This is a genomic window from Pseudoalteromonas sp. BZA4, assembly GCF_040104395.1.
Classification (GTDB): domain Bacteria; phylum Pseudomonadota; class Gammaproteobacteria; order Enterobacterales; family Alteromonadaceae; genus Pseudoalteromonas.
In genome coordinates this window covers 15,194-38,863 of sequence record NZ_JBECOT010000035.1, presented here as the reverse complement: position 1 = coordinate 38,863, position 23,670 = coordinate 15,194, and the positions used below count along the sequence as shown (strand labels likewise).

20 protein-coding genes are annotated in these 23,670 nt (G+C 41.9%); 5 read left to right on the top strand and 15 right to left on the bottom strand.

Going from position 1 to position 23,670, the window contains the following annotated elements; all coding sequences use genetic code 11:
- Positions 1 to 57: 57 nt before the first annotated feature.
- Positions 58 to 747 carry a single-stranded DNA-binding protein gene (gene ssb / locus ABMY41_RS14400; RefSeq protein ID WP_054563349.1) on the bottom strand — a complete coding sequence of 230 codons (690 nt, stop codon included), beginning with the start codon at positions 745 to 747 and terminating at the stop codon, positions 58 to 60.
- A 20-nt stretch (positions 748 to 767) separates the two neighbouring features.
- Positions 768 to 2,135, bottom strand: a complete 1,368-nt coding sequence (locus tag ABMY41_RS14395; RefSeq protein WP_062565992.1) for an MFS transporter — start codon at positions 2,133 to 2,135, stop codon at positions 768 to 770.
- 162 nt (positions 2,136 to 2,297) lie between these two features.
- On the opposite strand from ABMY41_RS14395, the gene uvrA reads away from it, so the two are divergent.
- Positions 2,298 to 5,117 (top strand): excinuclease ABC subunit UvrA, encoded by a 2,820-nt coding sequence (uvrA, locus tag ABMY41_RS14390; RefSeq protein ID WP_251602987.1) that lies wholly within the window; start codon positions 2,298 to 2,300, stop codon positions 5,115 to 5,117.
- A 12-nt stretch (positions 5,118 to 5,129) separates the two neighbouring features.
- Positions 5,130 to 6,185 (top strand): hypothetical protein, encoded by a 1,056-nt coding sequence (locus ABMY41_RS14385; protein ID WP_175083229.1) that lies wholly within the window; start codon positions 5,130 to 5,132, stop codon positions 6,183 to 6,185.
- 282 nt (positions 6,186 to 6,467) lie between these two features.
- Here the strand turns inward: ABMY41_RS14385 and trpS are convergent, their stop codons facing one another.
- The 3 genes from trpS to rpe are packed head-to-tail and all read right to left on the bottom strand — an operon-like array spanning position 6,468 to position 8,871.
- Positions 6,468 to 7,472 (bottom strand): tryptophan--tRNA ligase, encoded by a 1,005-nt coding sequence (gene trpS / locus ABMY41_RS14380; RefSeq protein ID WP_349275175.1) that lies wholly within the window; start codon positions 7,470 to 7,472, stop codon positions 6,468 to 6,470.
- A gap of 50 nt (positions 7,473 to 7,522) precedes the next feature.
- Entirely contained in the window at positions 7,523 to 8,188 is a 666-nt protein-coding gene (locus ABMY41_RS14375) for a phosphoglycolate phosphatase (RefSeq protein ID WP_063527519.1), read from the bottom strand.
- The gene (gene rpe / locus ABMY41_RS14370) at positions 8,185 to 8,871 is read right to left on the bottom strand and encodes a ribulose-phosphate 3-epimerase (RefSeq protein WP_349275173.1); all 687 of its coding nucleotides are present in this window, start codon (positions 8,869 to 8,871) and stop codon (positions 8,185 to 8,187) included. Before rpe ends, ABMY41_RS14375 begins: the two co-directional genes overlap by 4 nt.
- A gap of 333 nt (positions 8,872 to 9,204) precedes the next feature.
- On the opposite strand from rpe, the gene ABMY41_RS14365 reads away from it, so the two are divergent.
- Both ABMY41_RS14365 and ABMY41_RS14360 read left to right on the top strand, forming a co-directional pair.
- Complete coding sequence (locus ABMY41_RS14365) at positions 9,205 to 9,501, top strand: hypothetical protein (RefSeq protein WP_349275171.1); 297 nt, start codon at positions 9,205 to 9,207, stop codon at positions 9,499 to 9,501.
- 5 nt (positions 9,502 to 9,506) lie between these two features.
- Positions 9,507 to 9,692, top strand: coding sequence for a DUF2970 domain-containing protein (locus tag ABMY41_RS14360; protein WP_054563341.1), 186 nt, complete (start codon positions 9,507 to 9,509; stop codon positions 9,690 to 9,692).
- Here the strand turns inward: ABMY41_RS14360 and ABMY41_RS14355 are convergent.
- From ABMY41_RS14355 to ABMY41_RS14315, 9 genes are all read right to left on the bottom strand, one after another.
- Positions 9,664 to 10,506, bottom strand: a complete 843-nt coding sequence (locus ABMY41_RS14355) for a Dam family site-specific DNA-(adenine-N6)-methyltransferase (RefSeq protein ID WP_054563340.1) — start codon at positions 10,504 to 10,506, stop codon at positions 9,664 to 9,666. The genes ABMY41_RS14360 and ABMY41_RS14355 overlap by 29 nt on opposite strands.
- 53 nt (positions 10,507 to 10,559) lie before the next feature.
- Positions 10,560 to 11,960, bottom strand: a complete 1,401-nt coding sequence (locus ABMY41_RS14350) for an AAA family ATPase (RefSeq protein ID WP_349275169.1) — start codon at positions 11,958 to 11,960, stop codon at positions 10,560 to 10,562.
- The gene (aroB, locus tag ABMY41_RS14345; protein ID WP_058583849.1) at positions 11,960 to 13,030 is read right to left on the bottom strand and encodes a 3-dehydroquinate synthase; all 1,071 of its coding nucleotides are present in this window, start codon (positions 13,028 to 13,030) and stop codon (positions 11,960 to 11,962) included. Before aroB ends, ABMY41_RS14350 begins: the two co-directional genes overlap by 1 nt.
- Before the next feature lie 27 nt (positions 13,031 to 13,057).
- A complete protein-coding gene (gene aroK / locus ABMY41_RS14340) occupies positions 13,058 to 13,576 on the bottom strand; it encodes a shikimate kinase AroK (RefSeq protein WP_036973192.1) in 519 nt (172 codons plus the stop codon).
- Positions 13,577 to 13,755: 179 nt separating this feature from the next.
- Complete coding sequence (locus ABMY41_RS14335; protein ID WP_349275168.1) at positions 13,756 to 15,849, bottom strand: type IV pilus secretin PilQ family protein; 2,094 nt, start codon at positions 15,847 to 15,849, stop codon at positions 13,756 to 13,758.
- Positions 15,836 to 16,372, bottom strand: coding sequence for a pilus assembly protein PilP (locus ABMY41_RS14330; RefSeq protein WP_175080805.1), 537 nt, complete (start codon positions 16,370 to 16,372; stop codon positions 15,836 to 15,838). The genes ABMY41_RS14335 and ABMY41_RS14330 overlap by 14 nt, the downstream gene beginning before the upstream one ends.
- Positions 16,369 to 16,974 carry a type 4a pilus biogenesis protein PilO gene (locus ABMY41_RS14325; RefSeq protein WP_349275166.1) on the bottom strand — a complete coding sequence of 202 codons (606 nt, stop codon included), beginning with the start codon at positions 16,972 to 16,974 and terminating at the stop codon, positions 16,369 to 16,371. Before ABMY41_RS14325 ends, ABMY41_RS14330 begins: the two co-directional genes overlap by 4 nt.
- Positions 16,964 to 17,536, bottom strand: coding sequence for a PilN domain-containing protein (locus tag ABMY41_RS14320; RefSeq protein WP_349275164.1), 573 nt, complete (start codon positions 17,534 to 17,536; stop codon positions 16,964 to 16,966). Before ABMY41_RS14320 ends, ABMY41_RS14325 begins: the two co-directional genes overlap by 11 nt.
- Complete coding sequence (locus ABMY41_RS14315) at positions 17,524 to 18,603, bottom strand: pilus assembly protein PilM (protein WP_287242586.1); 1,080 nt, start codon at positions 18,601 to 18,603, stop codon at positions 17,524 to 17,526. The genes ABMY41_RS14320 and ABMY41_RS14315 overlap by 13 nt, the downstream gene beginning before the upstream one ends.
- 132 nt (positions 18,604 to 18,735) lie before the next feature.
- On the opposite strand from ABMY41_RS14315, the gene ABMY41_RS14310 reads away from it, so the two are divergent.
- Positions 18,736 to 21,240 (top strand): PBP1A family penicillin-binding protein, encoded by a 2,505-nt coding sequence (locus ABMY41_RS14310; protein ID WP_349275162.1) that lies wholly within the window; start codon positions 18,736 to 18,738, stop codon positions 21,238 to 21,240.
- An 84-nt stretch (positions 21,241 to 21,324) separates the two neighbouring features.
- On the opposite strand, the gene metL is transcribed toward ABMY41_RS14310, so the two are convergent.
- Positions 21,325 to 23,670 carry a bifunctional aspartate kinase/homoserine dehydrogenase II gene (gene metL / locus ABMY41_RS14305; RefSeq protein ID WP_349275160.1) on the bottom strand — a complete coding sequence of 782 codons (2,346 nt, stop codon included), beginning with the start codon at positions 23,668 to 23,670 and terminating at the stop codon, positions 21,325 to 21,327.

The following is a 23,670-nucleotide window of genomic DNA, read 5'->3' as shown; positions in this document are numbered from 1 at the left end:
AGCCGCTATTTAGCGGCTCTCCTATACATTTTTCAACATTTTCAACTTTGTCTTAGGTCAGAACGGAATATCGTCATCAAAGTCGATTGGTGGTTCCATTGGGTTTGATGCGCCGCCTTGTGGTGCATTTTGTGGTTTAGGAGCAAAACCGCCTTGTTGAGGTGCGCTGCTTTGCTGCTGACCATAACCGCCACCATACTGGTTATTACTTTGTTGTTGTGGTGCAGATTGCTGTTGTGGACGCTGTTGCTGCTGTGCTGGCGCAGACTGTTGCTGTGGAGCATAGCTATTATTACTTTGTGATTGCTGTGCACCACCGCCGTAACCGCCACCTTGTTGTTGACCACCTTGGTAACCGCCTTGTGATTGACCACCTTGATAGCCACCACCTTGCTGCTCACCACGACCGCCTAACATTTGCATTTGACCGCCCATGTCTACCACGATTTCTGTGGTGTATTTTTCTTGGCCTGATTGATCAGTCCATTTACGCGTTTGTAAACGACCTTCAATGTACACTTGTGAACCTTTACGAAGGTACTCACCAGCAACTTCTGCTAGTTTGCCAAATAACACGACACGGTGCCATTCAGTACGCTCTTGCATTTGCCCTGTGTTTTTATCTTTCCAGCTATCTGTCGTAGCAATGCTGATATTCGCTACGCCATTGCCATTAGGCATATAACGTACTTCTGGATCTTGGCCTAAATTACCAACCAAGATAACTTTGTTCACACCGCGTGCCATGGAACTTCTCCTATAAAACGTTAGATTAAACCAGCCACTTTGCGTGCTTGGTCTAGGTCAAATTCTTTATCATTAATCTTTAAATAGCTGCGATTTTCATCACAGACAACCGTTGCTTCAATTACGCCCGGTAAAGCAACAAGACGAGAAGCAAGCGCTTGTGCCTGCTGCTCTGAACTTAATTCAGTCATTAAGCTAATTATTTTACTTCTTGGTGGGACTTGCATATTCCAAGCAAGGATAAGCCATATTACCCCAACAAGTGCCGCCGCCGCAAACACTGCTTGCGCACTTAATGCTTGAGCAACGTAACCCCCTAATAAACCACCTAAAAAGGCACCAAAAAACTGCGTAGATGAAAATACCCCCATCGCAGAACCTTTCTGGTTTGCAGGGGCAATACGCGAAACAAGTGCAGGCATGGTTGCTTCTAAAAAGTTAAAAGCAATAAAGTAAACCAACATACAAATACCGATGCCAATCACCGAATCAACCCATAACGACATCGCGAGCATGCTTAAAACAAGCAGTGCGATTGAGCCAATAAAGGCTTGTTTTTCTTTTTCTTTACGAATAGCCACAATCATCATTGGTGCCATCAAGAAAAACGCTAAAAACAGTACAGGGATATATAAATACCAATGGTGGTCTGCGACTAAGCCATCTTTTATTAGCTGGCCCGGTAAGGCTACAAATACGGTAGTTAATGTAAGATGAAGCAGCATCACGCCAAAATCAAGGCGTGCTAATTGTGGATGTTTAATTAGTTGCTTAATATCATCAAGGGTAGCAAGTGTGTCACCTTTTGGCGCCTTATTGACAGCATTTGGCACTAAAAACAACACAATTAAAATACCTAAAATGGCCAGTCCTGCAGTAAGCCAAAATACTCCAGCAACTCCCCACGATGCAGCAACAATTGGCCCTAGTAGCATAGCAATGGCAAAGCTCATACCAATACACATACCAATAACGGCCATAACTTTCGGACGCTGTTCATCACGGCTTAAATCAGAAGCAAGCGCCAATAAGGCACTGGCAATTGCCCCCATGCCTTGTAGTGCACGCCCTAGCGTAACCATTTGCACAGACTCAGCGGTTGCAGCAATAACAGAGCCAAGTGCAAACACACAAAGGCCACCAATAATCACTTTTTTACGACCAATTTTATCAGACAACCAACCCATAGGGATTTGCAGCACGGCTTGCGTTAAACCATAAGCACCAATAGCAAAGCCAATCCAAAGCGGCGAAAACCCTTCTAATTGCTGACCATAGATAGCCAATACTGGCATCAGCATAAATAGGCCAAGCATACGGAATGCAAAGACGCTCGCCAACGAAACGGCAGCGCGTTTTTCTCGAGAGTTGAGTGAAGATGCTGTCATGAATTACTTATCTTGCTGTCTATTAAAATTTGAGCGTGGATTCTACCACAAGCGAAAACTAAATAATCACCTGTAAGTGATGATTTTTTCTTTGATCAAGGATTAATCTTATCGCGTATTATGAGATACTGAAAAAATAATTAGGTAATAAAACGAGATAGCATGGAAAACATTGAAGTCCGAGGCGCCCGTACGCACAATTTAAAAGACATCAGCCTAACCATTCCCCGTGATAAGCTGATAGTTATCACTGGCCTATCTGGTTCAGGGAAATCATCTTTAGCGTTTGATACTTTGTATGCAGAAGGGCAACGTCGTTATGTTGAATCACTGTCAGCGTATGCAAGACAGTTCTTATCGCTAATGGAAAAACCCGATGTTGATCACATCGAAGGTTTATCGCCAGCTATCTCTATTGAGCAGAAATCAACGTCGCATAACCCGCGTTCAACGGTCGGTACTATTACCGAGATTTACGATTACCTACGTTTATTATTTGCCCGTGTAGGTGAGCCTCGCTGCCCTACTCACGATTTACCTCTTGCCGCACAAACTATCAGCCAAATGGTCGACACGGTTTTAGCTCTACCAGAAGGTAGTAAGCTAATGCTATTAGCGCCAGTAGTAAAAGATCGTAAAGGTGAGCACGTTAAGCTGCTTGAGCAACTCGCAAGCCAAGGCTTCATTCGCGCCCGTATCGATGGCGAAGTCTGTGACTTATCAGATCCACCAACTCTTGAGCTTCATAAAAAGCATACTATCGAGGTCGTTGTTGACCGCTTTAAAGTTAAAGATGGCCAACAACAGCGTTTAGCTGAATCATTCGAAACAGCCCTTGAGCTATCAGGTGGTATTGCCCATGTAGCGGCAATGGACGATTCACTCAGCGAAGACATGCTGTTTTCTGCTAATTTTGCCTGCCCAACGTGTGGCTATGCCATGAGTGAACTTGAGCCGCGCTTATTCTCGTTCAATAACCCTGCGGGTGCGTGTCAAAGCTGTGATGGTTTAGGTGTGCGTCAGTATTTTGATCCAAACCGTGTTGTGCAAAACCCTGAGCTAAGCTTATCGGGCGGTGCAATCAAAGGCTGGGACAAACGTAGCTTTTATTACTTCCAAATGCTGCAAGCTGTCGCAGAGCATTATAAGTTTGACCTAGAAGTGCCTTTCCAAGAACTTGGTAAAGATGCTCAAAAGGTGATTCTAGAAGGTTCTGGCAAAACTAAAATTGCCTTTAACTATCGTAACGACCGTGGCGACTTAATTACGCGTAACCATGAGTTTGAAGGCGTTTTAAATAATATGAATCGCCGCTACCGTGAAACCGAGTCAAACTCAGTTCGCGAAGAGCTTGCTAAATACCAAACAAGCCAAGCGTGTCCGAGCTGTCATGGCTCTCGATTACGCGAAGAAGCTCGTCACGTATTTATTGGCCAAACAAACCTGCCAGCTATCACCACAATGAGTATTGGTGAAAGCATGGCATTTTTTGATGGTTTGAATCTAACTGGTCAGCGCGCCCAAATTGCCGAAAAAATCCTCAAAGAAATTCGTGACCGTTTATCTTTCTTAATTAATGTAGGCCTTAATTATTTATCACTTGAGCGAAGTGCCGACACCCTGTCGGGTGGTGAAGCGCAGCGTATTCGTTTAGCAAGTCAGATTGGTGCAGGTCTTGTTGGTGTTATGTACGTACTGGATGAGCCTTCAATTGGTTTGCACCAACGCGATAACGACCGCCTACTAAAAACCCTTATTCACTTACGCGATTTAGGTAACACCGTCATTGTGGTTGAGCATGACGAAGATGCTATTCGCGCTGCGGATCATATTATCGATATCGGCCCGGGTGCCGGTGTTCATGGCGGCCATGTTATTGCACAAGGTACCCATGACGATATTCTAGCGAGCAAAGATTCAATCACGGGTCAGTACCTCTCTGGCGAAAAGAAAATTGAAGTACCTGAGGCTCGCCATCAAACTACCGACAAATGGCTTGAGTTATTTGGTGCCACAGGTAACAACTTAAAGAACGTTGATTTACGTATTCCATTTGGCTTAATGACCTGTATCACAGGTGTATCAGGCTCAGGTAAATCGACGCTTATCAACGACACTTTATTTAAGCTGGCTCATACCGAGTTAAATGGCGCAACTACCGCAGAAGCGGCACCTTATAAGTCAATTAAAGGCCTAGATCATTTTGATAAAGTGATTGATATTGACCAAAGCCCGATTGGCCGTACTCCGCGTTCAAACCCTGCAACTTACACTGGCATTTTTACCGGTATTCGAGAGCTATTTGCGGGTACTCAAGAAGCCCGTTCACGTGGCTATAAGGTCGGTCGCTTTAGCTTTAACGTTAAAGGTGGTCGTTGTGAGGCTTGCCAAGGTGATGGCGTGATCAAGGTAGAAATGCACTTTTTACCTGATGTATATGTACCTTGTGATGTATGTAAAGGTCAGCGCTACAACCGTGAAACCCTCGAAGTACAGTACAAAGGTAAAAACATTCACCAAGTACTCGAAATGACCGTAGAAGATGCCCGTGACTACTTTGATAAAATTCCGGCTATTGCACGTAAACTGCAAACATTAATGGATGTAGGCTTGTCGTATATTCGCTTAGGTCAAGCTGCTACTACCCTCTCCGGTGGTGAAGCGCAGCGTGTGAAACTGGCTCGCGAACTTTCAAAACGTGATACCGGTAAAACCTTATATATTCTTGATGAACCAACTACGGGTTTACACTTTGCTGATATTCAGCAATTATTAGTAGTACTTCACCGCTTACGCGATCATGGTAATACCATTGTTGTTATTGAGCATAACCTTGATGTGATCAAAACCGCAGACTGGATTGTCGACTTAGGCCCAGAAGGTGGCTCTGGCGGTGGTGAAATTTTAATTTCTGGTACACCTGAAGACGTTGCCGAGTGTGAGCGTTCACACACAGGAAGGTACTTAAAACCACTACTATAAAAAGGATATTGCGTGCGTAGGTATTTAAAAATTGCAAAATGGCGCGCTAATAAACAGTTTCAACAACAGCAACGTAGCTGGCAGCCTCATAAAACGAGGCTGGTTGAACGATTACAAGCCATTTGGTTTAACTTAAGTACCGCACAAAAGCTCTATCTTTTAGCATTAAGCAGCCTGATTGTTCTGCAATCGGGCTGGTTAAGTGCCACCATCACCATTATTGCGCTTGTTATTGAATTTTGGCCCAAGTTTAACCAACTTTGGCACTCGCTTGCCGGCAAAGCACTAATTTTAATCTTCTATGCCAGTATCGCTAATTTTGTCTTGGCCGGTGCGAGCGGCATAGTTAATGATGTGACTCATGTGTCTTCCAGTCATTTTAACTACACCCATAACTTTGCCACCCTGTTATATTTACCCCCTTGGGCAATGGGAATAACCCTAGGTACTTTATTGTTATTTCAACTTTTTTTACCTTTCTATATCTTTGTTTTATTACTAATAAAGCCATTTGGCTCTGAGCGAATTAAATTTATAAGCCAAAGCTACTCACCTCTATTAACTGCCATCGTGCGCTTTGTTTTAGCATCAGTGGTATTTATTAACCTGATTTCGTTTATCGACGATCAGCCACCTGAAGAAGTGCTCGACAACATGGTTAGCACCTTTTTGGATAGCAAAGTCATTGCCAAAGAATCTGGTGAAGAGCAGCAAATAGCAGTCGAAGAACTCGGTGAAAAGCTTGAGCAACAACTTCCTGAAAGTGAAGAAAGCTCAGCCCCTAACCAAGACGTCAATATAGAAGGTGACAGCGAAACCGCCGAAAACCTTCGTCAGTTTTTAGATACCAAAGGTTACTTTGAGCGTAGCAAACGTTTAATTGCGATGTTTGCTTACAGCTTTGAAGCCGATAGCTATTCACGCTGTTTAAAAGCAGAAAACAGTAAAGCCGTTGAGCTGAATGATTACGAAATAGTGCAAGTAACCCCTGATCACCATGCTGAGTATGGCTATCGATTTGAAGTCATTGCTTGTGACTCGCCAGGCGTTACCCCTGTAGAAAAATAGCGCAGCAATCAATATTACTCGCTTGGCTTACTGATCATCAAAAAGAGCTGGTGCTTGTTGACGCAGCCCACTTGGCCGGTGACGATAGCTTGAGGCTCACTAAAAAATAAAGGCTATGCAATTAAACAGTTGAATGCTGATGAGGAATAACAAGATGGAAAAAACAGACAAAACCGCTGCTGCACTTATCTGTTTGTTTACAGTATTAATCGTGCTGAGTTTTTAATAGATAAAAAAATACCGCTATTAAGCGGTATTTTTATTTCAATAATTTGTGCCAGTTTACGGACAAGGAATAAAACCTACCGCATCGTAGACTGCTTTTAATGTTTTTTCAGCGCGAATACTCGCCTTTTCAGCACCTGACTTCATAATGCTATCAAGTAGTGACTGATCTTCGCGAATTTCTTTAAAGCGCGCTTGGATTGGCTCAATCATATTAACGACCGCTGCTGCAGTGTCTTTTTTCAGGTGACCATACATTTTGTCTTCATATTCAGGCACTAAGTCTTCAATTGAGCGCTTAGTTGCGACTGATAATAAAGTAAGTAGGTTTGATACACCTGGTTTTTCTTCACGATCAAAGTAGATACGAGCTTGCTCGTCTGAATCGGTTACTGCTTTCTTCAGTTTCTTTTCAATCTTCTTCGGCTCATCTAATAACATGATGTAACCGTTTGGATTTTCATCTGATTTAGACATTTTCTTGAGCGGATCTTGTAAGCTCATTACACGCGCGCCAAACTCAGGAATGTAAGGCTCAGGTAGTTTGAACACGTCACCGTATAGGTTGTTAAAACGTGTTGCGATATCACGTGTCAATTCAAGGTGTTGCTTTTGGTCTTCACCCACTGGCACTTGATCTGCTTGATATAACAAGATATCAGCTGCTTGCAGTACAGGGTAAGAGAACAAGCCCACATTCACGTTATTCGCATGCTTAGAAGACTTATCTTTAAACTGCGTCATACGGTTAAGCTCACCCATTTGCGCGTAACAGTTTAACACCCAACTAAGCTGTGCATGTTCTGGCACTTGAGATTGTACGAATAACGCCGCTTTTTCTGGGTCGATACCACATGCAGCATAAAGCGCAATACCGTCCAGCACGCGCGAGCGTAGCTGCTCAGGATCTTGGCGTACAGTAATGGCGTGTAAATCTACTAACATAAAGAAACTCTCGTGGTCTTCCTGTAGCTTAAGCCACTGGTTAATAGCGCCAACATAGTTGCCTATTGTCATACCACCGGTTGGCTGAATGCCACTTAACACTACTGGTTTACTCATGATGTTCCTTTATATTTTTACTAAACTAAAAAGACGAAATTAAAATGCACTTACCTTTGGGTAAGAACGGGTATTATATCTAAGAAATTCTCGCAGAGGTACTCTGGATTGAAATCAGCGAGGTTTTCACCTTGGTTATAGCCATAACCGAGTGCGACAACGTCAACCTTAGCAGCTTTTGCTGCCAAAATATCACTTTTTGAGTCGCCTATCATAACCGCTTTGGCTGGGCTGACATCTAATTGCTGACAAGCAAATAGTAAAGGCTCAGGTGATGGTTTCTTTGCCATATCATCACCACATACAATCAACTGAAAATGACTAGTCAGTGAAAGCTTATCAAGTAACTTTTCGGTAAAACGACGTGCCTTATTGGTGATCACCACTTTAGGAATACCAGCAAGTGCAGCAAGCCCAGTTTCTACATGTTGATAAAGCGCACTGTAGTCACCTACAACTTGGTCATAGTGCTGATAAAACAAATTAATTGCACGCTCAGCAAGGGCTTCATCTAAATGCTCACTGATTTGCATATCGCCACTTAAACCACGCTTTACAAGTGTTTCTATGCCATTACCTACCCAGCTCTCAACTAGCTTTTGTGTAACAACCGGAAATGCGAGGTCAGTTAGAGTCAGATTCATCGCAATGTATAAATCGTAAACACTGTCGACTAAGGTGCCATCTAAATCGAAAAATGCCGCATCGTATTTCATGACTCAACCTTTGCAAGCTCGCTGCGCATCGCATCAATAACAGCTTTGTAATCTGGTTGATTGAAAATCGCTGAGCCTGAAACAAACATATCAGCGCCCGCTTCTGCAATTTCAGCAATGTTATCAACACCAACGCCACCATCAACTTCTAAACGAATATTGCGACCTGAGTCATCAATAATTTTACGCGCTTGGCGAAGTTTTTCGAGGGTACGAGGAATAAAGCTTTGGCCGCCAAAGCCAGGGTTAACCGACATTAATAGTACTACATCAACTTTATCGAGCACGTGCTCAAGGTAGCTAAGGCTGGTTGCAGGATTAAATACAAGCCCTGCTTGGCAACCACTGTCTTTTATAAGTTGCAAGGTACGGTCAATATGCTCGCTAGCTTCTGGATGAAAGCTAATAATAGAAGCGCCTGCTTCAGCAAAGTCGGGAATTAGGCGATCGACAGGCTTAATCATGAGATGCACATCTATCGGGGCTGTAATACCGTAATCGCGCAGTGCTTTACAAATCATCGGGCCAAAGGTTAGGTTTGGCACATAATGGTTATCCATCACATCAAAATGTACAACATCTGCCCCACTTGCGAGTACACGATCAACATCTTCACCTAAACGGGCAAAGTCAGCTGATAAAATAGAAGGGGCTATTAAATACTTTTGTAATGTTTCCAACATGAGAGATTCCATCATAATTTGCGACTGCAAGAAGAGCGCATAATGTAACCCAATCGACAGCTGATTAAAACACCACAGCTAACTGTTAAAACGCTATTACTCAAGGCTAATCCTTTTAGCTTATTGAATTAATGTAAATTTAATCAAAAATTGAACAATCGTTCTATTCAGCTGCTTTCATAAATGCATTTAAATGAAACAAAATATAAACATAAAATTTACTTTAAAAGACTAATTTTATTAAATTTTTATTTAATTCAGCCGTAATTAAGTTTGTTATTTGAGCAATTGTTATGTATGCTTGTCTAAATAACACAAACAAGGGTTATTCTCATGCGTGCTTTTAAAATAGGGATCTTAATCGCGTCCGCACTTACGGTTGCTGCGTTTGTATCTTTTTCATCTGCTGATGAAGACGACTTTTTAGCAGCGGCGTCTGGCTTCTCATGCAATACGCTTAACGCATCATCATCTTCTGCTCAATGTATGAAAGCAGAACAAGAAACAGGATGGTTTTCTTGGTTAACGGGTGATAGCCGCAGCGCTCAGTTCCATTATCTTGATTTACTTGAGTTATTAACAAGTAGTGAAGAGTCAAAGAAAGTTAGCGGTTTAGGTTCTAAGTTCTAAATCGCATGAACAAATTCATTAGTGCATTACAAAGTGTCTTTGCGGCATTTTTTGGTGTGCAATCAGAAAATAAGCGTCAAGCTGACTTTAAAGAGCATTCGCTCAGTACTATTATCGTCATTGCCCTAGTTTTATTCAGCCTGTTTGTAGCAGCGATTTATTTCACCGTTTCTTTGGTGCTAAATACATAGCCATTAGCTCATTCACTTTATTACGCGACCCACCCTTCGGGCTAATCGTGCGTTTTACCTGAATTTCATCTAGTGATGCTTGGCTGTAAATTTTACGAGTCCACACTGTATCGTGGTTAGAAATAAGTACCGGCGTGTTATTTTCGAATGCAGCCTGCTCAGCTAAATTCGCCAAGTTAGCTTGATCATCTAAATTGAAACCGCCTTTAGCGTAAGAAGTAAATGAAGCTGTTTTACTCAAAGGCACATAAGGTGGATCGCAATACACAACCGCATTATTAGGAATAAGCTTAAAGACCTCGTCATAGCCTAAACACGTAAAGGTGGCTTGCTGGGCTTTTTCAGCAAAGAAGTGCATTTCTTTTTCAGGAAAATACGGGCGCTTATATTTACCAAAAGGAACGTTAAAAATACCTTTAAGATTGTAGCGGCACAGACCGTTATAACCATGACGATTCATGTATAAGAATAAAATTGCGCGCTCATACACATCGCTGCTCTGATTAAACTGAACACGGTACTCATAATAGGCTTCTGGATGGTTATTGAGCTCTACAAATAGTTTTTTTGCATCGCTAATAAATTCGTCAGGCGTACGCTTTAGCTCGGTGTACAGGTTGATCAGATCCGCATTAATATCATTTAAAATATAATGCTTAAAATCAGTATTTAGGAATACAGAGCCAGCACCAACGAAAGGTTCAACTAAGGTGTCAGCATCCATACTCGCTTGCTTTAAGCGGGTACGAATATCTTCAACTAGGCTGTATTTTCCACCCGCCCATTTAAGGAAGGCTCTGGTCTTTTGCTGCATCTGCTCTTAACTTCAATTCGGTGTTGCGCGATTTTACACTAATCAGTTTTAATTTACTGATTTAGTGAAGCGATTTCTTGTTTAATTTTACTTATTTTTTTATAAAACGGCTGATTTTTACGCACATTCTCAGAAAGTGTTGTTACGCCCTTCTTAGCCTCATTCAGTGTGGCATAACTGCCATAAGTGACAATCCACCACGGCTTACCGCTCCGTAAGCTTTGGTAAGTATTTACCTGCCCTTGCAAGCCATTTTCATTAATAAACTTATCACTGATCTCTTGCTTAGTCACCGCTAGTAATTGGATTACAAAATTGTCGTCTGGCTGAGACAAATACCACGCATTCCCCACTAATGGCTGCTCAGGCTCAATTGCAGACTCAGCTTGCTCAGCATCGCTGATAATGGCTGCTACAACTTCATCTGTGGTTGGTTGCTCATTCTCTTGTGTAACTGGCTCTGCTGGCAAAAGGCTATCAACAATCGCAGCCACGTTATTGTTATGACTTTCATTGTTATGGTTTTTACTGTCAGAGCCATCAACTGGCATCTCGGCAGCCTGAGTCGTGTTGTTATCATCATTAGTAGCAACTGGCTGCTGGGCTTGAGGCTCATCTTCAACTTGTTCTAGAACAGGCTCTTTGCTTGCTTCTGGGCTATTTATTACTGCTTCTGCAGGCAGTGCTGTTGCCACAGAGCTTGTTGTATCTTGTTGGTAATGTGCTTTCCACCACTCGGTCATATCAGCTTTATATAAAAAGCCAATGATCAACAGCATGGTTGTGATTAAGAGCAAAATTAAATAAAGCAGTTTATAGCTTTTCTCGGGTGTACGAATATCCGCAGTTTGCTGTTCAGGCTCCCAAGCTAGCAATAAGGCTGGGTTACCATACGCTTCTTGTAAAAAGGTGCGAAAAACAGGGTCTTCTTCAACTGGCAGGTTGTCGAAAAACCAACGCATAAGTTGCTTACTTTCGCTCAAGTTAAGCGCTTCAAGGTGAATTTCGACCGCTTGGCTGAACTGGCCGACCGATTGTGATGCAATCAATATGTATAACGTGCTCGGGCTTTGCTTGGCAAGAATTTCTAATTGCTGAATTAACTCTTCAGATAAATGACGCCCTCCATCAATCACCCATAAACAATCACCACAAGGCTGTTGCTTATAGAGTTGATAGAAGTTTTCAGACAAACTTAAAGAATGATCAATTAGCGGATTGCTAAAGCTTTGTTCTAACAGTTCAGTCATAAACTGTTGGTCGGTCATTTTTCCTGACAACTGAACAAACGCTTTATTAAAGTCGAGGTATTTATCAGTAATGAAGGTTTCTAATAAATAGCTTTTACCAAGGCCTGATGGGCCAAGTAAGCAAATTAGATTTTGCCCATATTCAAACTGCAGAGCGATTCGATCAACTAGCGCAGCACGGCTAGGCAATATTTGCGATTGCATTAGCGCGCTATTAAATCACAAACCTGCTGATCAGTAACATCACTTACCAGCGCACATTGACCAAATTGAGTAGGTAGAATAAAACGAATCGTACCTTTTTTGTTTTTCTTATCTTTACGCATGTGCGTTAAAAACTGCTCGCTTGTCATTTCTGCCGGAATATCGACTGGTAAATCATACTCAGCAATCAATTTAACAATGCGTTCAACTTCTGCGGCCGTTAAATCATCACGGGTATGTGCAAGGCGTGCTGCCAGCACCATACCTGCGGCAACGGCTTCGCCGTGTAGCCAGTTACCGTAACCCATTTGTGCTTCGATAGCATGACCAAAGGTATGCCCTAGGTTAAGTAAGGCGCGTAACCCTGCTTCTTTTTCATCTTGTGCAACAATCAAGGCTTTGATTTCACAACAACGGTAAATCACATGCTGTAATGTTTGCTCATCAAGTGATTTAAGGTTAGCGATATTTTGCTCTAGGTAGGCAAATAATTCGGTGTCGTAAATGAGGCCGTATTTAATTACTTCAGCCATACCTGCTGCGAATTCACGCTCAGGTAAAGTATGCAACGATTGCGTATCGATAAACACGGCTTGCGGCTGATAAAATGCACCAATCATGTTTTTACCAAGCGGATGGTTTACTGCCGTTTTACCACCAACCGATGAGTCCACTTGCGAAAGCAAGGTAGTTGGTACTTGAATAAAAGGCACGCCACGCTGATAACATGCAGCAACAAAACCAGTTAAGTCACCTACAACACCGCCACCTAAGGCAATAAGGCAAGTATCACGACCACAGTTATGTTCAAGTAAGAACGCCGATATCTTTTCAAACCACTCAAGTGATTTATATTGTTCGCCATCAGGGATGGTAAAAGATAACGGGTTAAGATCAGCCAACGACGTCATTACATCATCAAGATATAAAGGTGCAATGGTGTCGTTGGTGATAATGATAGGTCGACAATCGCCGATGTGCTCGCGTAGCCGACCAGTCTCTTTAAGAGCAGATTGACCAATATAAATAGGATAACTTCGCTCGTCCAAATTAACTGTTAATTCAAGCATAGCTAGTTTCCTTTTTATTATTGGTTTTTAAAAATCTAATTTCTCGATGATTTGATTAGCAACAACTTTCGCGCTTTGCTCATCAGTGCGGACAACAAAATCAGCAACTTCTTTGTATAACGGTTCGCGTTCTTCAGCTAAGCGTTCTAATACATCACGCGGTGCTTCTTCTGTTTGCAATAATGGGCGACGCTTGTCGCGCTGCGTGCGTGCAACTTGCTTTTCGATTGGTGTCTCTAGGTATACAACGATACCGCGAGCAGATAGCTTGTTACGCACTTCTTTACTGATCACAGAACCACCGCCAGTTGCAAGAACAATACCTTGCATCTCAGTTAGGTCTGAAATTACAGTTTCTTCACGAAGTCGAAAGCCCTCTTCACCCTCAAGATCGAATACCCAAGCAATGTCTGCTCCAGTACGACGCTCGATCTCTTGATCTGAATCGAAAAATTCAAGGTGTAATTGGTCAGCAATGTGACGACCAATTGTGCTTTTGCCAGCCCCCATAGGGCCCACTAGAAATATATTACGTTTCTCAGCCATATCTTTTTAGTACAAACGAACTCTAAAATTTGAAATAAAACCCCGCCTAACGACCTGGCCCCAAAATTAAGGAGGGGATTATCTCAGTAATTGCTTGGGTATTTCAAGTCAATTAGCATAAAAAGCCAGATAACGAGCAATTAAACATGCTAATTGCTCGTTGCTTAAGAAAAAATCACTTATTCGATTTGAATTTTTGGCGTTACAAAGATTAACAGCTCTTTCTTCTCGTTAAATTCACTCGTACTTTTAAACAATGCACCAAGGTATGGAATATCACCTAACAGAGGTACTTTCTTAGTTGAGTTAACGATTTGCTGTTGGAAGATACCACCAAGCACTACAGTTTGGCCGTTTTCTACTAATACCTGAGTTTGGATCTCTTGGGTATTAATTGCCACAGCAGAACCCGTTGGTGTTTGTACCGTATCACCACGTGTATCTTGCGTAATAACGAGATCTAAAATTACTTTGTTATCAGGGGTGATATGTGGCGTTACTTCTAAGCTCAATACTGCTTTTTTGAAGGTTACTGTCGTTGCACCACTTGATGCTGCTTCAACGTAAGGGATCTCAGTACCTTGCTCAATACGGGCTTTTTGTTGGTTAGCCGTCGTAATACGAGGACTTGCTATAATCTCACCACGGTTTTCTTCTTCAAGGGCACTTAGCTCTAAATCTAATATTGTGCCATTGGCTAACTTAGCTATTTGTACACCAATACTACCGGCAGGGCTAGAAACAGGTAAGTTAACATTTAAGCGGTCAGAAATACTCGGAATATTATCGTAAGAGCCAGCACCAAACATGCCACCAGCACCTTCTAGTGTGCCAGAGATAGCGCCGTCACTACCTACATCGCTTATACCCCAGCGCACACCTAAGTCTTCTTGCACATTATCATTCACTGTTACCATGCGGGATTCAATCACCACTTGCTTAACAGGAATATCTAAGGTTTCCACCATACGGCGCACGCTTTCGATGCTTTTCGCTGTATCTTTGATAAGTAAGGTATTAGTACGTTTATCAACAGACACACTGCCTCGCGCAGAAATAATGCTGTTGGTGTCTGTTTTCAATAAGTCAGCAAACTCTTCAGCTTTAGCATAGTTAAGGCGGATATATTCACTATAAAGCGGCTCTAAATCCTCAACTTGCTGTTTTGCCTTAAGCTCTTTTGCTTCACGCGCAGCAAGTTCTTCTGATGGTGCAACCATCAAAATGGAGCCATCCATACGCTTATCAAGACCTTTAATTTTAAGCACTACATCGAGAGCTTGATCCCAAGGAACACCGTCTAAACGTAATGTAATGTTGCCTGTTACTGAATCACTTGTTACTAAGTTAAACTCGTTATAGCCCGCAATAATCTGTAGCACAGAGCGAATAGGAATATCTTGGAAGTTAAGGCTCATAGGGCGACCTTGATATTCAATACCACCTTCAAGGTATGCCCGCTGTGTATCATCTTTTTCAACAGTTAGTGTAAAGATGTTCTCAATTTGTTGATGAGTAAACTTAAACGCGGCATTGGGTTCAACCACGATGCGCGTCATGTTGCCTTCTTTGAAAGTTTCGATGTTACTGACAACCGTGCCAAAATCCATTACATCTAATTGATACAATAAATCATCTAAAATATCTGTATGGTGGAACTCAGCAATAATTTTACCGCCACTTTCATGTACATCAATTGCAGCTTGGGTATCTTGTAAGAAAACTAAAAGACGTGCTTCACCTTTTTCACCACGACGAAAATCAATAGACTGAACTGTATTGATAAAGTTACTTGATGCAGTCAATCCATCCGCAGATTCATCTGTTGCGATTGGGTTATCTGAAACATGTAAAGTAACGATATTGTCTTTCGCCATTGTTTTGTAAATTTTTAGCTTATCTAACGTTACAACAACTTTTAAACCGTCTGCGGTCATGGTGCTAGTTACATGCTGGATACCTGCTTGGTTAACAGGCACATCACGTACTTCATTATCAACACCTACATTACTGAAAAGCATTTCAATACGAGCTGGGGCGTTATATACCTGAACTTTTGGTTCAAATGTTAGCGCTTCATCAAATACTAGCTGTAATTGTGTTTCGCCTTTCATTAGCGGGTTATAACGTACGTCATACAGTAAAGGAGCAGCGATTGCTGTCTGCGTCAAAATTAAGGCTAATGCAGCTAACATGAATTTATGCATGTGTTTTAACCAAGCCATTCCTTTATGCATCTTCTTTTTACCTTTCATAAGATTAACTTGCACCATTTGTTTTCGCCTCTAACATTTCTAGCTTAGTCAGGCGCTCTTTCCAACAACCAGCCCCATCAGGGATTAATTCTAATAATTCTATATAATTGTCGTGCACTTGCTTTATTTCACCATGATACAAACCAATATAATTACCTACAGTGACTCGATAAAGCGTATCGTCTGCAGCTTTTATCAGCGCCCACGTATTACCAACACGACCAATAGTCCCTTGCATAACAAGGTTATCTAGCGGGTACTTTTCAAGTGGCTGGCGAACACGATTAGGATCGGGGTGTAAGCAGTTTTTAACTTGCACTAAATTGCTTTGGATAATTTCCGGTTTCGGCGCCACAAATGGGCTGCGTAATTTCCCGGCATTATATGCAAAATGCTCGAATTTAGTGATCTCAGGTATGGGTTCAACTTTAGGCGTTGTACTTGCTTTTACTTGATCAATAAACTCTTTTTGTTCTGAAGTATCGTCATTACATGCACTGAGCACAAGAGTCATGGCAATAATTAAGGGAAGTTTCTTCATTTTTTAGTCCCCCCTTCATAACGATAAGTCTTGGCAACAACACTAAAAGTAAGTTCGCCATTACCAAGCGTTTGGATTGTAAAGTCATGCAAACTCACAATACGTGGTAACTGAGCAACTTTGCCTACGAACTCACCAAACTCATGATACGTCCCTACCACTTCTATTTTGATAGGTAGTTCTGTATAAAACTCTTTTTCTACTTCAGGTAACCAGCCAATTTTCAAAAAGGTTAAACCACTGGTGGTGCCAACGTAAGATAAATCGTCTAACAAACCCGGTGTTTCGTTCGAGGTTGGTAAGCGCTTTAATAGCTGCGAGAACTTATCTTCCATTTCAACCATTTGCTGACGATAAATCTCTAAATTACTCGCAATAGCATATTTTGCTTTATATGTTTGGCGAAGCTCAGTTTCTTTGGCTACGGCGCTATGGTAACTGGCAATTTCATCTGACACCAATAAGCTATAGCTAAAATATAAAACCAGCGCAGCAACAAAAGCGCAACATATAGCTTTTACGGCAATAGGCCAGTCGCCCATATTTTCGAGTTCGATTTCATTCCAATCTATTTCAGTTAACGCTTTGATATCAAGGTTCATTGCGCGCCTCACCTATCTGATCAAACGGCTTAACATAAAAGTCCATATTAAAATCACTCAACAATCTTGAGGTTTGCTCACCGGCAACGATACCTTGCATAATAGGTCGCTCTAATAAATACGAGCCTTGAACTTGACGCAGCATGGTAGATAAGCGGTTATTTGACTCACTGCGACCGATTACATGAATGCGGTCATCACGACGTTCCAGTTTAGTTAAATAAACCCCAGCAGGAACAATCTTAGCGACTTCATCCATAATTTGCGTACCTAAGTTACGGTTACTCTGTAACTCTTCGATCAGACGCATTCGCTGTTGTAAGTTTTCTTTTTTCTTATCGAGTTCGTTAATTTCACGAATACGTTGGTTCAATAAAGCAATTTCTGTATTTAAAAAGTTATTTTTTTCATTTTGTCCTTCGCGTAACCCACTATAAAAAGAGCTTAGTAAGTACATACTTAGGAAACTAACAACAACTACGCCAAACAGTATAGTAATGAACTTATTCTGGGAGTCTTTTCGTTGTTGTTCGCGCCATGGTAGCAGGTTTATATGTGGCATGATGAAAAACTCCTTAATGCCAAGCCAGTAGCTATCGCAAACTGAGTACGATGGCGCTGCAACATATTGCGGTCAACTTTTGGCGAAATCTCAATGTTGGCAAATGGGTCAGCAACTATGGTGTGAATGCCTAATTCCTCAATTAGTAGCCTATCTAAGCCATCAATCATGGCTGTGCCGCCTGTAAGCACAATGTAGTCTACTTGGTCTTTACCACTGGTTGTTAAGAACATCTGCACAGCACGTCGAACTTGTTGTAACAATGATGTCTGGAAGGGAGCTAAAACTTCGAAAGTATAATTTGGTGGTAAGTCACCTGTTGTTTTACCAATTTCAGCTTCATCAAAGCTCTTGTTGTAATATGCAACAATACTGTTGGTATATTGGTCGCCACCAAATACTTGGTCACGGGTGTAAATTGTCTCGCCTTCTTGCACTACACTTACAAGCATTAGTACAGCGCCAATATCAACCACAGCTACGCACTTATTATACGCGTCACTAGGTAATTGTTGGTAGTAAATATCCATAGCTCTGCTCAGTGCATAGCTTTCTACATCAACAACCCCTGCTTTCAAATTTGCAACTTCTAGAGCCCCTACTCGCGCTTGCACACTCTCCGTTCTCGCAGCTGAAAGCAATACATTCACTTTACTTGGATCAGCTTCGTTAATAGCTAGTTTTTCAAAATCGATGTTGACTTCATCGAGTGGGTAAGGAATTAAACTATCAGCTTCAATCGCTATTTGTGACTCTAATTCAGCATCAGTTAATGTTACATCCATAAAAATCACCTTAGTGATTACTGTTTGCCCTGACACGGCAACGGCAGCGGTTTGAGCTGATTTAGGAATTTTTCTTTTTAGTTTAGCGATAACATTACCTATCGCTTCAATATCTTGAATAGAACGCTCAGACATAGCGCCTTTTGGCATAGGTTCAATAGCTAACGCTTCAAGCCGCAAACCTGCGTCTGTCTCTTGCAACAACACTGCTTTAATACAGTGCGACCCAATGTCGATTCCTACCATCATAGATGAAGGCTTTTTAAATAGCTGACTTAGCATGTTTGCAACTTGGCCTTTGTTTTAATAATAAACAAGTTATAATTTTTGTCTAAAAAAATATTATTCATTTTTTAATCAATATATACTAGCAGTCTCCGATTCTAATTGGGAGTCCATGTAGGGAAAATATAAGTGATTTTATTAAAGCGAACTTTACAATTTATTATCATTTGCTCATTCTTAGGGCTAATCACTTTAGTTGGTCTATACTATTACGTTAAACCTGACATTCCTAGCGTTCAGGTTTTAAAAGACGTTCAATTACAGACACCTATGCAAGTATTTTCACGTGATGGTTTGTTAATCAACCAATTCGGTGAAAAACGCCGCATTCCCGTTACAATAGATCAAATTCCTCAACCATTAATCGATGCAATTTTAGCAACTGAAGATAACCGTTTTTACGAGCATATCGGTATAGATCCAATTGGTATCGTTCGTTCAGCTATTGTACTCATATCTACAGGTGAAAAGAAACAAGGCGCAAGTACTATAACAATGCAGCTTGCCCGTAACTTCTTCTTAACTAGAGAAAAAGCATATATCCGTAAGGTCAAAGAGATCTTCATTGCTTTACATATCGAAAGTATATTAACTAAAGACGAAATTCTCGAATTATATTTAAATAAAATTGAGTTAGGTAATCGTGCTTTTGGTATTGGTGCAGCTGCACAAGTTTATTATGGCAAAGACCTCAATGAGCTTACTTTAGCACAAATGGCAATGATTGCAGGTTTACCTAAAGCTCCTTCAGCCCTTAACCCTATTCGCAACCCTGTACGCGCAAAGGCACGTCGTAACGTTGTACTAGGCCGTATGTATACCGAAAAGTATATTTCACAGGATGAATACGAAGAGGCGACCAATGCGCCAATTACAGCTAAATTCCATGGTGCAGAAATTGAAGTGTACGCCCCTTATATCTCTGAAATGGTGCGTGCTGAAATGGTTGAACGCTATGGCCATGAGCGTGCTTACAATACTGGTTTTAAAGTTTACACCAGTGTTGATTCAAATATTCAGCAAGCTGCACAAGATGCCATTGTTGATAACCTACACGCTTACGACATGCGCCATGGCTACCGTGGTGCGACGGCTCAGTTATGGGACAGTGAAAACGAAAGTCCACTTAGCCAAGAAGAGATCTTATCTAAATTAAAAGATGTCAAAGAGTTTGGTCCACTATTAGCTGGTGTTGTAACGAATGTCGCTGAGCAATCAATCAATGTATTACTAAAAAGCGGCGAACAAGTGACAGTTGAGTGGGATGGCCTAAAATGGGCACGTAAGTATATTACCCGTTACCGTCAAAGTTTCGCACCAAAAACGGCTACTGAAATTTTATCAGCGGGAGCGCAAATTTGGCTACGTAAGAATGCAGATGAAAGCTACATCCTTAGCCAAGTACCAGAAGCATCGAGCGCACTTGTTTCACTTGACCCACAAGATGGTCGTATTAAAGCCATTGTCGGTGGTTACAGCTTTGAACAAAGCCAATACAATCGTGCAGTTCAAGCAAAACGCCAAGTCGGTTCAAACATCAAGCCATTTATTTATTCAGCAGCACTTGAAAACGGCTACACACTAGCTTCAATTCTTAACGATGCGCCAATCAACCAATGGGATAAAAGCCAAGGTGTGGCATGGCGACCTAAGAACAGCCCTGCTGTTTATAATGGCCCAATCCGTATTCGCCGTGCACTTGCTCAATCGAAAAACGTAATTTCTGTGCGTCTGTTACGTGGTGTTGGCCTTGAACGCACTGCAGATCACTTACTTAAGTTTGGCTTTTCAAATAGCGATATTAATCGTAGCGAGTCATTAGCCCTGGGTAGTGCCTCAATCACTCCTCTTGAACTAGCTCGCGGGATGAGTACTTTCGCCAATGGCGGCCACTTAATTACCCCTTACTTTATTTCTGAAATTCAGGATTCTGCTGGTAATGTGTTATTCAAAACAGAGCCTGAACTTGCCTGTGATGAACCTGAGCAAGTTGTTACACCAGAGTTTGCATCATTAGATGATAACCAATTGGATCAAGCACAAAGTGTGAACACGCCACATTGTGCTCCGCGTATCATTTCAAAGCAAAATGCATTCTTAATTTCGCAAGCTATGCACAGCGCAATTTGGGGTGGTGGTAGCTGGACTCACAAAACAGGCTGGAGCGGCACAGGTTGGCGTGCACAGGCGCTTGACCGTCGTGATCTAGCAGGTAAAACAGGTACCACCAATGACTCGGTTGATACCTGGTTCAGTGGCTTTAACCGCAACGTGATGACCTCGGTATGGGTTGGTTTTGATAACCCAGGTATCACACTTGGCCGTTCGACCTACAATAGTAACCTCGATAAATCACAAATATCAGGTGCAGAATCTGGCGCTAAAACCGCACAACCTGCATGGGTCGACTTTATGCGTGCAGCCCTTGATGGCATGCCTGAATCACCTATTGAGCCACCTGAAGGTTTGGTATCGGTTCGTATCGACTTAGCAACAGGCCTTTTAAGCCATAAAAATGACTACACCAGCCGTTTTGAGTACTTCATTAAAGGCACAGCACCAACCAAGTACGCACTTGATCAACCAACAGACGTATTTGAAGAAAAGCTCAGCACTGAAGAAGAGTTGTTCTAAATAAGTGAATTGCTATTTTGAAACAATAAAAAAGCGCCCTTCTGGGCGCTTTTTGCTTAGCTATTTAAACTAAGATCAGCAAAATTATTTTAGGTTATTTACCAGCCAATATAGGTCTGAGTGAACCCCAGCGGCAGTGACCTCTTTACCCGCTCCTGGGCCTTGGATCACCAATGCATTATCTGTATACCACTGTGAATTGATCACAAAGATGTTATCGCCCGGTTTAAGGCTGGCTAATACATCATCTTTACCAACATTGACTAAACCAACCTGAGCTTGAACCTTACCATCAACGAGTGTAATAGCTCCGGTGTAGCGCACCACTTTGTCTTCTGCCCCAGCTTGGGCTGCTTTTTCTGTCATGAATTCATCAAGTAGCTGTTTGTTTGCAAGAAAATCTTGCCAGCTACCTGCTGCAAGCTGTTCAGGCATCAGAGGTGTCAAAGCAATATCATCTAGCTCTAAATCTAGGCCTAAGTCACGTGCTAGAATTAGTAGTTTACGCTGCATATCACGGCCAGATAAGTCTTCACGAGGATCTGGCTCTGTATAGCCCATTTGCTGAGCTTGAAGCACTAAATCTGAAAACGGCACGCTGCCATCGTAACTGCTACATAACCACGATAAAGTACCCGAGAATACCCCTTCAATACGGTTAATGCTGTCGCCGCTATTTTGCAAATCAGCTAAAGCAAAGTTAATCGGTAAACCTGCGCCCACACTGGTGTTATAACGCCATAACAGATTTCGCTCAGCCAAATTAGTGCGTAGGTTTTGATACCAGCTATTTTCTGCAGTGCCCGCATATTTGTTTGCACTGATCAAATGACAGTTAAGCTCTACAAAGTCAGGATATAACTGACTGAAAGCCTCACTAGCAGTGATATCAATCACCACTTTGTGCTCATAATCTAGCTCATTGATACGTGCTAATAACTCAGCTTTATCGTAGCTTTGCGCTTCATTGTGCCACTGCTCTTGCCATGTTTCGGTATTTAAACCACTAGCACTAAAAAGCATTTGCTTAGAGCGTAAAAGAGCTACTACTTTTACTTTGTACTGAGCAGATAAACGAGCAAACTGAGCTTGTAGTTGCGATAAGAACACTTCGCCTACATTACCAAGGCCTGCAACGATAATGGCCAACTCTTGACCTTTGTTTACCAGCTTGTCATGTAGAAGAGTTAAAACATCACTATCAATTGCCTGATCGTTTAAGATCAACACATAGTTATCATCTTGCTGTACAAAACGCGGATGAATGCTTTGCTCTTTTAAAAGCGCTGTTGCTTGCTCTGTCAGCGCAATGACATCTGCCGTTGGTGCAACCACTGCACAACCACTTAAATTAGACTCGACAATATTTGCACGGCCCGCTAAGTGGCTTACAACTTGGTGAGTGCTTTGACCTGGCACTAATAAGTAAGTATCGCCATCTTTAGTAAAGTGGTGCAGGCTGTGTTGAATTAACTGACTAAGTTCACCGACTTCACCACCGCTTAGTTTATCAACCCGTAATAAATCGATGTTATCTAAGGTAGTAATAAAACGCTTTGCTTTACTGTAACCTTCTTTTACTACTTCGGTTGGCGTTGCATCACAATCAAAACTACTTCTTACCACCAGTTTGATTTCTGAGTCTTTTAACGGCGACAAGGTTTTTGCATGCAATACTGGGTTACCTAAACGCGCTAATAAGTTAGCTTGCTCGCGGCACACCTTGGCATACTTAACTGCATTTTTAACTTTACGAGGGTCAGTACTAAATACCCCTTGTGTGTCTGTCCAGATAGACACTTGCTTAGCAAAAGTATAACTCGCTAACAAGGTGGCGCTGTAATCACTGCCATTGCGGCCTAATGTCACCGTATTACCTTGGCAATCTGAAGCTATAAAACCCGTTACTACGTTGATATGTTTTCTGCTAATCGCATCACTGCATTGCTGTTGGTTTTTTTGATGTAAAAGCTGACCATCATTTAGGGTAAATAACTGCCTTGCATCAACATCTTGCGCAGCGACACCTAACTGATTTAGGTAAGCGGCCAATAACCGCGCCGACCACACTTCACCATGAGCAAGTAAAGGTGCTTCAAGTAACTGCTGCAGACTAATTAATTCATTTAATACAGCAAGTTCATCTTTTAACTGTGCCAAGGCCTGTTGTTTATTCTGACCTGTAAGTAGCTGCTCAATTAAAGCCCGTTGATTGTTATCAATAAGCAATAGAATATCGCTAACAGCTTGGCTATCTTGCTGCTGGTAACTTTGCCAAAGCTTTACTAGGGTATCGGTTGTTTTACCCGATGCCGACACAACAATGCAATCGCCCTGCTCAGTATTCGCAAGAACAATGTTCGCTACTGCATGATAACGATCCGCCGAGCTTAAGCTTGAGCCACCAAATTTATGAACAATATTTACCAT

Bases quoted from the DNA above. Each gene is read 5' to 3' on its own strand.
- ssb (WP_054563349.1), bottom strand. From the start codon at position 747: ATGGCACGCGGTGTGAACAAAGTTATCTTGGTTGGTAATTTAGGCCAA.
- ABMY41_RS14395 (WP_062565992.1), bottom strand. From the start codon at position 2,135: ATGACAGCATCTTCACTCAACTCTCGAGAAAAACGCGCTGCCGTTTCG.
- uvrA (WP_251602987.1), top strand. From the start codon at position 2,298: ATGGAAAACATTGAAGTCCGAGGCGCCCGTACGCACAATTTAAAAGAC.
- trpS (WP_349275175.1), bottom strand. From the start codon at position 7,472: ATGAGTAAACCAGTAGTGTTAAGTGGCATTCAGCCAACCGGTGGTATG.
- ABMY41_RS14375 (WP_063527519.1), bottom strand. From the start codon at position 8,188: ATGAAATACGATGCGGCATTTTTCGATTTAGATGGCACCTTAGTCGAC.
- rpe (WP_349275173.1), bottom strand. From the start codon at position 8,871: ATGTTGGAAACATTACAAAAGTATTTAATAGCCCCTTCTATTTTATCA.
- ABMY41_RS14365 (WP_349275171.1), top strand. From the start codon at position 9,205: ATGCGTGCTTTTAAAATAGGGATCTTAATCGCGTCCGCACTTACGGTT.
- ABMY41_RS14360 (WP_054563341.1), top strand. From the start codon at position 9,507: ATGAACAAATTCATTAGTGCATTACAAAGTGTCTTTGCGGCATTTTTT.
- ABMY41_RS14355 (WP_054563340.1), bottom strand. From the start codon at position 10,506: ATGCAGCAAAAGACCAGAGCCTTCCTTAAATGGGCGGGTGGAAAATAC.
- ABMY41_RS14350 (WP_349275169.1), bottom strand. From the start codon at position 11,960: ATGCAATCGCAAATATTGCCTAGCCGTGCTGCGCTAGTTGATCGAATC.
- aroB (WP_058583849.1), bottom strand. From the start codon at position 13,030: ATGCTTGAATTAACAGTTAATTTGGACGAGCGAAGTTATCCTATTTAT.
- aroK (WP_036973192.1), bottom strand. From the start codon at position 13,576: ATGGCTGAGAAACGTAATATATTTCTAGTGGGCCCTATGGGGGCTGGC.
- ABMY41_RS14335 (WP_349275168.1), bottom strand. From the start codon at position 15,849: ATGGTGCAAGTTAATCTTATGAAAGGTAAAAAGAAGATGCATAAAGGA.
- ABMY41_RS14330 (WP_175080805.1), bottom strand. From the start codon at position 16,372: ATGAAGAAACTTCCCTTAATTATTGCCATGACTCTTGTGCTCAGTGCA.
- ABMY41_RS14325 (WP_349275166.1), bottom strand. From the start codon at position 16,974: ATGAACCTTGATATCAAAGCGTTAACTGAAATAGATTGGAATGAAATC.
- ABMY41_RS14320 (WP_349275164.1), bottom strand. From the start codon at position 17,536: ATGCCACATATAAACCTGCTACCATGGCGCGAACAACAACGAAAAGAC.
- ABMY41_RS14315 (WP_287242586.1), bottom strand. From the start codon at position 18,603: ATGCTAAGTCAGCTATTTAAAAAGCCTTCATCTATGATGGTAGGAATC.
- metL (WP_349275160.1), bottom strand. From the start codon at position 23,670: ATGGTAAATATTGTTCATAAATTTGGTGGCTCAAGCTTAAGCTCGGCG.